Origin of the sequence: Cytophaga sp. (genome assembly GCF_051961495.1) — a bacterium.
Taxonomy (GTDB): domain Bacteria; phylum Bacteroidota; class Bacteroidia; order Cytophagales; family Cytophagaceae; genus Cytophaga.
This window is the reverse complement of the sequence record NZ_JBQCDF010000143.1, coordinates 1-7,073: the sequence shown is the minus strand read 5'-3', so window position 1 is coordinate 7,073 and position 7,073 is coordinate 1. Positions and strand designations below refer to the sequence as shown.

The following is a 7,073-nucleotide window of genomic DNA, read 5'->3' as shown; positions in this document are numbered from 1 at the left end:
CTGCGGATCAGAAACCGCTGTGAATATAATGCTAGTTTTATCGTGTTGTTGATTAAGAAAAATGTAACAATGGTTAATAATAAAGCAAAACCTGCTAATACTATTCCGGCATTACGAAGATTTTTAGTTACTTTTTTTAGTAAAGCTTCCTCATAAATCACTTCATATACTGCAGGGTCTGTATTCAATTCTTTTACAATATAATTCATTGAAGAGGTGTCAGTATATTTATCCGTTATATGAATGGTATATGAAGCACGAAGCGGGTTTTCTTCGATGATCTTTGTAAAATCCTGTCCGGTTTGTTTAATATATTCTTCTTTAGCCTGTTCGGTCGATATGAAGGTAATATAGGGTTGTCCGGAAGCGTCTTTGGCAATATAGTCTTTAGCGAAAAGGTTGGTTTTGAATTCTGTCGCGAGAGAATCGGAAATGTGGTTGTGCATATAAATCTGCACTTCGCCAACCTGATTATGAATAATTGTTTTAATGGATTGGGCATTGATCAGGATCAGTCCAAACAAACCAATTACAGTTAAGGATAAGGTAATGCTGAAAATAACCGTTGTATAAGGAAAGCTGCCTAATACTTTTTTTCTTTTTTTGTGAGTTGTCTCTGCCACGGAATGCTATAAAAACGAATTGGTCAAATTTACTGAGTAAATCTGACCAATCCAATTTGATTTCTAGGAACTTGTTGTATTAATGTTCTCTGAGTTGCGCTAACTGTAATAATGTGGCTTTATCTGTGATCGGAACCAGGGTTGTTACTTTTGTTTTACCCTGAACAAGTTCATAATAGTTATTTTCAAAGTATAAGAACAATTGCTTGGATGGTTTATTGTTTAGTTCAAACAATTCATACGGGCTGTTTGAGAAATTTCCATGCAGATATAATTCATTGTTGAAGAATCTGTAAGCAAGAATATTTTTCTCTTTAACGATATTTACTTTAACAACTGAAGTTGAAGTATTTGAATGTACCTCATGATTTGAGCCCGGTATTGTCATATTTTCTGAACCGGAAGCAAATGATTCATCTTCGCCCGACATTTCCTCAGAAAATACTGTTTCTTGAGTTGCAGATTCATTTGTCTGTGTCAAATCTACATTTTTAGTAGTTTTTGAATCTGCTTTATTTACAACAGAGGCAGTTGTAGTGCCCTTAGATACAGCAGGAGCTGTTGATGCATTGTTATTAACAGATTCCAGTTCTGCGTTCGCAGCAACCGTTTTGTCGGGTGAAGTTTGCTCTTGAGCTGTTTGTGCAGAAGAAATTTGTCCCGTTGAAGTTATTGATGCTGTGTCTTGAGTCTTTTTATTAGTCAGAACTGCATAAGATCCAATTAACAATGCTACAGCACCAATGGATGCAGCCAGTTTAATGTATGCAGAGAAGTAATTACTTGTTGAAACTGAAGCTACTTCAATAGAATTCAATCTGTTTTTTAACTGAGAATGACGATACTGTTTGATTGAGTCAACTATATCGCGCTGTAATGAAACTTCTTGCTGAAGTTTAGGGTCAGAGCGGAGAGCCTGATTAAAATTCTCCAGTTCTGAGCCTGCTAAATCTCCTCGCAGGAAAGAATCAATGGTTTCTTCTGACATATTCATAATTTAATCAAGAAAGTCGCTTTCTTTATATAATGATTTAACTAATTGATCTAATTCTTTTTTGCACTTGTATTTTTTTGTCTTGGATGTATCTGCGTTAGCAAAGCCCATCTTTTCGGCTATTTCTACCATAGATAAACGGTCAAAATAATAATAGGTTAACACCTCTCTGCAAGTGTCTCCCAATCGTTGAATACATTGATTTATGATTTTGATACGTTCATCACGATCCATCTCCATAACATCAGCACCTTCTTTTACTTCATAAGAGAAACGCTTTTTGCGCTCAAGCTCTTTTCTCCAGAGGTTTAAACAAATACTGTAGAGGTAAGTACTTATTTTTGAGGTTAGTACGAAGTTATCATCTTTAGCCTTTTGCCAAAGTACAATCAATGACTCCTGATAAATATCCTTGGCCTCCTCTTCAGTGCCATTATTTTTGACAATCAATTTGATCATCATTCGATAATGGGTTTTATAGAGTAAGTCCAGGGTATTTTCGTCTCCTTGTTTTAGTCGGACTAAAATCTCTTGGTCATTCATGATTTATATACTTATGCAGGCAAATTAGTAACCCAAATAGTTTACTCTTTTATCAGGAAATATTGTTTTGTGGATAAGTTGGTTGATTATCCTCTGAATTTATCTAATAAATTGTTTAAAACTTTCACTTCGTCTTCATTCAAACTTTTGAATTTTGCCTCAAAAACAGGCATTTTCAACTCAATTTCAGCAAGTAATGATATTCCTTTTTTTGTAATAAGAATATCTACAGCTCTTTTATCAGACGAAGCTTTGTTTCTTTCCAGCAATCCTTTGAGTCTAAGTCTTTCCACTAATCTCGAAGCATCACACATTTTGTCTAGCATTCTATCTCTCAGTAGATTGATAGTTGCCGGTACAGGGTATTGTCCCTGAAGTATGCGTAATATGTTGAATTGTTGAGAAGTAATATCAAACTCCTTAAAAAAAGACTTTGAAGAGGCTTCCACCCAATTGTATGTATATATCAGGTTTACGATTGCTTTACTGTAATCGTTTTTGAACGGTTTAATCTGTTTAATTTCTTCTTCTAGTCTCATGTTAAAAAGTTATTTTTTGATGAAAGACAAAAATTCATTTTTGGTTGGCTCATCTATAAACTTTCCTGAATAATGAGCAGTAACGGTTGAACTGGTTGTATCTTTAACACCGCGGGAAGACACACACAAATGTGCCGCATCGATTACTACAGCAACATCCTGTGTTTGCAGGGCTTCTTTAAGTGCTTCGGCAATTTGTACGGTTAAGCGTTCCTGAACCTGTGGTCTTTTGGAATAATGTTGTACAAGGCGGTTGATTTTTGATAAACCGATTACTTTGCCGTTGGATATATAAGCAACATGCGCTTTGCCGATAATAGGGACAAAGTGATGTTCACAATATGAATACAAGGTAATGTCTTTTTCAACAAGCATTTCATTGTACTTATATTTATTTTCAAACAGGCGTATACTAGGCTTGTTTGAAGGATTTAAACCACTGAACACTTCTTTTACATACATTTTGGCAACCCTGTTAGGCGTTCCCTTTAAGCTGTCATCTGTTAAATCAAGCCCTAAAATCAGCATGATTTCTTTAAAGTGCTTTTGTATTAATTCAATTTTTAGTGCATCATCTTTTTCAAATGCATCTGCTCTAAGCGGCGTCTCTGCTGATGTAGAAACGTGATCTTCACCTAACTCGTCCATTAGTTCTGGTTTATGCGGGGTATTCAACGAAGTTTCGTTCTGTTTCATATAATATCACTTTTAGATCCAGTGTTGAATCAATCAACGATCTCAGTGTGTTGTAAATCTGTTTGGCTATATTTTCTGCTGTTGGGTTCGTCGTTTTAAATTCTTCACAATCCAGATTCAGGTTTTTATGATCATAGCGGGCAAGAATATGCTTTTTGATCATATCACTTAATATTTTGGTGTCAAAAACATAACCGGTTTCAGGATTTACATCACCAACCAGTTTAACAATCAATTCATAATTATGACCGTGAAAACTGGGATTGTTGCACTTTCCAAAGGTTGCATTATTTTTTTCGTCGCTCCAGGAAGGATTGAACAAACGATGCGCTGCATTGAAATGTTCTTTTCTATATATAGCCGTCTTCAATGATATTCAATTTAACGTATTCATTCAATTAACAAAACTACAATTTCATTGCATTGATTCCTTTAGTTTGGCAGAATTTATAATCGTCATTTTGACGTTTTTTAGTTTATGGCGTTGAATTTAGATTCTTTTCAAAATAATATTTTATAAATGGAACTTATTTATTTGTAAATTTTGTTATTAGGTAGCATTGGATTAATTTTACAGAATTAAATTTTGTTTGAAATGGTTAAGGAAGAAATATATTCGAAACTTAAAGAATATCAAGGAAAAGGCTTGAAGTTGTTTACGTCTTCTTCTTTTCAAACGCATAGTATCGTTTTATTGCATATTCTGAGCGAATTTGATAATTCTATTCCTGTGTATTTTATTAACACAGGATATCATTTTCCTGAAACAATTACCTACCGGGATCAGATTGCGGATTTATTCAAACTGAATCTGAAGACGGTGTCATCTTCAACTCCCCGGAACATGCAAAAGGATTCGGAAGGGAGATTACTCTTTACATCTGATCCTGATTATTGCTGCTACCTGAATAAGGTACAGCCGCTGGACGCAGTTTTACCGGAATATGATATCTGGATCAATGGTGTAAGAGCAGATCAGAGTGCTGTTCGAAAAAGTTTCAATGTTGAACAACCGGCTCCGCACAATACAATGCGCTTTCACCCAATGTTGGATTGGGATGTGCGTATGATTGAAAAATACATAAAAGAATATAAGATCCCCAGACATCCACTGGAAGCAAAAGGTTATTTGAGTATAGGCTGTGAACCTTGTACACGTAAATTCGACCTGGAAACATACAACAGACAAGGCCGGTGGTTTGGTTTAAATAAAACTGAATGTGGTTTAAATACGGATCTTGTAAATAAATAAAAATTAGGTAGGTATTATATGAATGTTTTAGTTACAGGTGGTGCCGGATATGTTGGTACAGAGTTGGTGGTTAAGCTTGCAAAAAATCCCCAAGTAACAAGTATTGTCGTTTACGATAATTTGTCTCGTGAGAATTATAACTTATTTATAAATTCTGCACAGCATATTTCTCAGGATAAAATAAAATTTGAGTTTGGTGATTTATTAGATACCCGCAAAATTAAAAAGATATTGTCTGGTATTGATGTTGTTTACCACCTTGCAGCGCGTGTCTCCACACCATTCGCCAATGTAGACAGTCATTTGTTTGAGCAGGTGAATCACTGGGGTACTGCAGAACTTGTATATGCTGTTGAAGAAATAAAAACAGTTAAGAAGTTTATCTATGTAAGCAGCTGCTCTGTTTATGGTTCAGGAAAAGAGTTGATTGATGAGAATTCAATTGCAAATCCGAAGACGATATACGGTATTTCCAAAATGCGCGGAGAAGAGCATGTAACGCGTTTGGGTTCTAAAATGAATGCAATCATTATTCGCCTGGGTAATGTATATGGTTATTCATCTTCTATGAGATTTGATGCCGTGATCAATAAATTCATGTTTGAATCTCATTATAAAAACAGAATTTCTATTCATGGTAACGGCCGCCAGAGCAGGTCATTCATACATGTAGAAAAAGCAGTAGACACACTTGAGGCATTATTGACCAAAGAAGTCCCTTCTGATGTATATAACCTGACAGAACGCAATCTTGAGATTTATGATCTGATTGATGAAGTAAAAGATTTATATCCGTCTCTGGAGTTTATCTTTATAAACCAACATCTTGAATTGAGAGAGCAAAAAATCAATCCGGAAACGCGGCTTCTCAAATACATACCATTAAAGCAAACCGATTTCAGTGCCGAACTTGCAGCATTCAGAGATCGTTTCACTTTCCAGGCGTCAAAAGTTACCGCTTAAGAAATAAAGCCCGTAAGGGCTTTTTATGAAATCAGTTTCAGAAATAGATTTAAAAAACATATCTGCCGGCAGGTCTTACTGGAACTCATCAAGACCAGTCGGGGAAGAAATGATGTATTTTCTTCTTATTGATCGGTTTCATGATGGTAAAACAAGAGATACAATTTTTTCTGAAAATGGTTTTGGCAATCAGGAAGAACTAAAAGCCAGATGTGGTGGTACCATCAGGGGAATTATTTCAAACTTGAAATACATTGCAGGGATGGGATTTACCTCTATTTGGATCAATCCATTCCTGCAAAATAATCCCGAAAGTTACCACGGATATGCCATTGAAAATTTTTTAGAAGTTGACCAGGCATTCGGCACGAAGGAAGATCTTATTGAATTTGTATCAATAGCTCACCAGTATCATATTAAAGTATTTTTCGATGTTGTATTAAATCACACTGGTAATAACTGGTCTTATATCTGCAAAGATCCTGTATATAGCCATGATAAAAACTATGTAGTCAAATCCTGGCGATACAGGGATTTGCCTTTACCAATAGAACTAAGGGATTTTAACAGGTATAGCCGGAAGGGCAGGATTATAAATTGGGAAGATGCCCCTGAAACCTGGGATGGAGATATATTTGAACTGAAGGACCTCATCCAGGATGATACAGAAACCGGACTGAAGAATCTGGAATTAATGGTTGCTGTGTACTCATATTGGTTTGCTCTGACTGATTGCGACGGCTTCCGCATAGATACGGCAAAACATATCCGTCCCTGGTGGCTGGATCAATTTATAGACCGGATTAAACTGTTTACATCTTCATTGGGTAAACATGACTTTTTTGTTTTTGCAGAAATTGTAGGTACACAATCTTTAATTCAGGTTTATTCAAAGATTGATGGCTATCTGGATTTTGATTTTCATTTTAATGTGGTCGAAGCACTGCTGGATAGCCGTAAGATAATGAACCCTGTTTATTATGAACCTTCTTTATTGGCAATGCCTATAAGATTTTTGGATAATCATGACCAGATCGGACAGATGCCTAAACAGCGTATCGCTAATAGAACTCAAGATGAACGGGCATTTATAAATCTGCTGCGGGTATTTTTATTAATGCCGGGAGTGCCGTGTATTTATTATGGAACAGAACAGGGATTGCGGGGAAAGGGAATAAACGATGGTGCTATCCGCGAGTGTCTTTTCAACCCGTTTGGAAATGAAGATTTATTAAATGCCGATTCTTCGTATGTGAAGACAATCATGCTTTTTTCGGAATTCAGAAAAAAATGGCAAATGTTTACCGGAAAAGTACATGCATGTGTCAAGGAACCTGAAACAGGAAACAATTCTATTGCATTGCAAATTAGTAATTTAACATCTGAAAAGTATCTGGTTTATAATTTAACCGCAACAGAGGAGTTGGTTTGTATTAAACTAAGTCCTTTAATATCCCGTACTA

Annotated in this window: 9 protein-coding genes; 3 read left to right on the top strand and 6 right to left on the bottom strand. The window is 35.7% G+C overall.

Features of this window, described 5'->3' with window-relative positions; translation table 11 throughout:
• From ACTHJT_RS07240 to ACTHJT_RS07215, 6 genes are all read right to left on the bottom strand, one after another.
• Positions 1–623 (bottom strand): cell division protein FtsX (locus ACTHJT_RS07240; protein WP_440237333.1); only part of this gene is annotated, 623 nt, incomplete at its 3' end.
• A 79-nt stretch (positions 624–702) separates the two neighbouring features.
• Entirely contained in the window at positions 703–1,611 is a 909-nt protein-coding gene (locus ACTHJT_RS07235; protein ID WP_440237332.1) for a hypothetical protein, read from the bottom strand.
• Between the two features lie 9 nt (positions 1,612–1,620).
• The gene (locus ACTHJT_RS07230) at positions 1,621–2,160 is read right to left on the bottom strand and encodes an RNA polymerase sigma factor (RefSeq protein WP_440237331.1); all 540 of its coding nucleotides are present in this window, start codon (positions 2,158–2,160) and stop codon (positions 1,621–1,623) included.
• A gap of 86 nt (positions 2,161–2,246) precedes the next feature.
• The gene (locus ACTHJT_RS07225; protein WP_440237330.1) at positions 2,247–2,699 is read right to left on the bottom strand and encodes a MarR family winged helix-turn-helix transcriptional regulator; all 453 of its coding nucleotides are present in this window, start codon (positions 2,697–2,699) and stop codon (positions 2,247–2,249) included.
• A 9-nt stretch (positions 2,700–2,708) separates the two neighbouring features.
• Positions 2,709–3,395 carry a GTP cyclohydrolase I FolE gene (gene folE, locus ACTHJT_RS07220; RefSeq protein ID WP_440237329.1) on the bottom strand — a complete coding sequence of 229 codons (687 nt, stop codon included), beginning with the start codon at positions 3,393–3,395 and terminating at the stop codon, positions 2,709–2,711.
• Positions 3,358–3,765 carry a 6-pyruvoyl trahydropterin synthase family protein gene (locus tag ACTHJT_RS07215; RefSeq protein WP_440237328.1) on the bottom strand — a complete coding sequence of 136 codons (408 nt, stop codon included), beginning with the start codon at positions 3,763–3,765 and terminating at the stop codon, positions 3,358–3,360. Before ACTHJT_RS07215 ends, folE begins: the two co-directional genes overlap by 38 nt.
• Before the next feature lie 225 nt (positions 3,766–3,990).
• Between ACTHJT_RS07215 and ACTHJT_RS07210 the strand changes: the two genes are divergently transcribed.
• The 3 genes from ACTHJT_RS07210 to ACTHJT_RS07200 form a co-directional block, all read left to right on the top strand.
• A complete protein-coding gene (locus ACTHJT_RS07210) occupies positions 3,991–4,647 on the top strand; it encodes a phosphoadenylyl-sulfate reductase (RefSeq protein ID WP_440237327.1) in 657 nt (218 codons plus the stop codon).
• Between the two features lie 18 nt (positions 4,648–4,665).
• Positions 4,666–5,610, top strand: a complete 945-nt coding sequence (locus ACTHJT_RS07205) for an NAD-dependent epimerase/dehydratase family protein (protein ID WP_440237326.1) — start codon at positions 4,666–4,668, stop codon at positions 5,608–5,610.
• Positions 5,611–5,635: 25 nt separating this feature from the next.
• The coding region (locus ACTHJT_RS07200) for an alpha-amylase family glycosyl hydrolase (RefSeq protein ID WP_440237325.1) at positions 5,636–7,073 on the top strand (1,438 nt) is incomplete at its 3' end.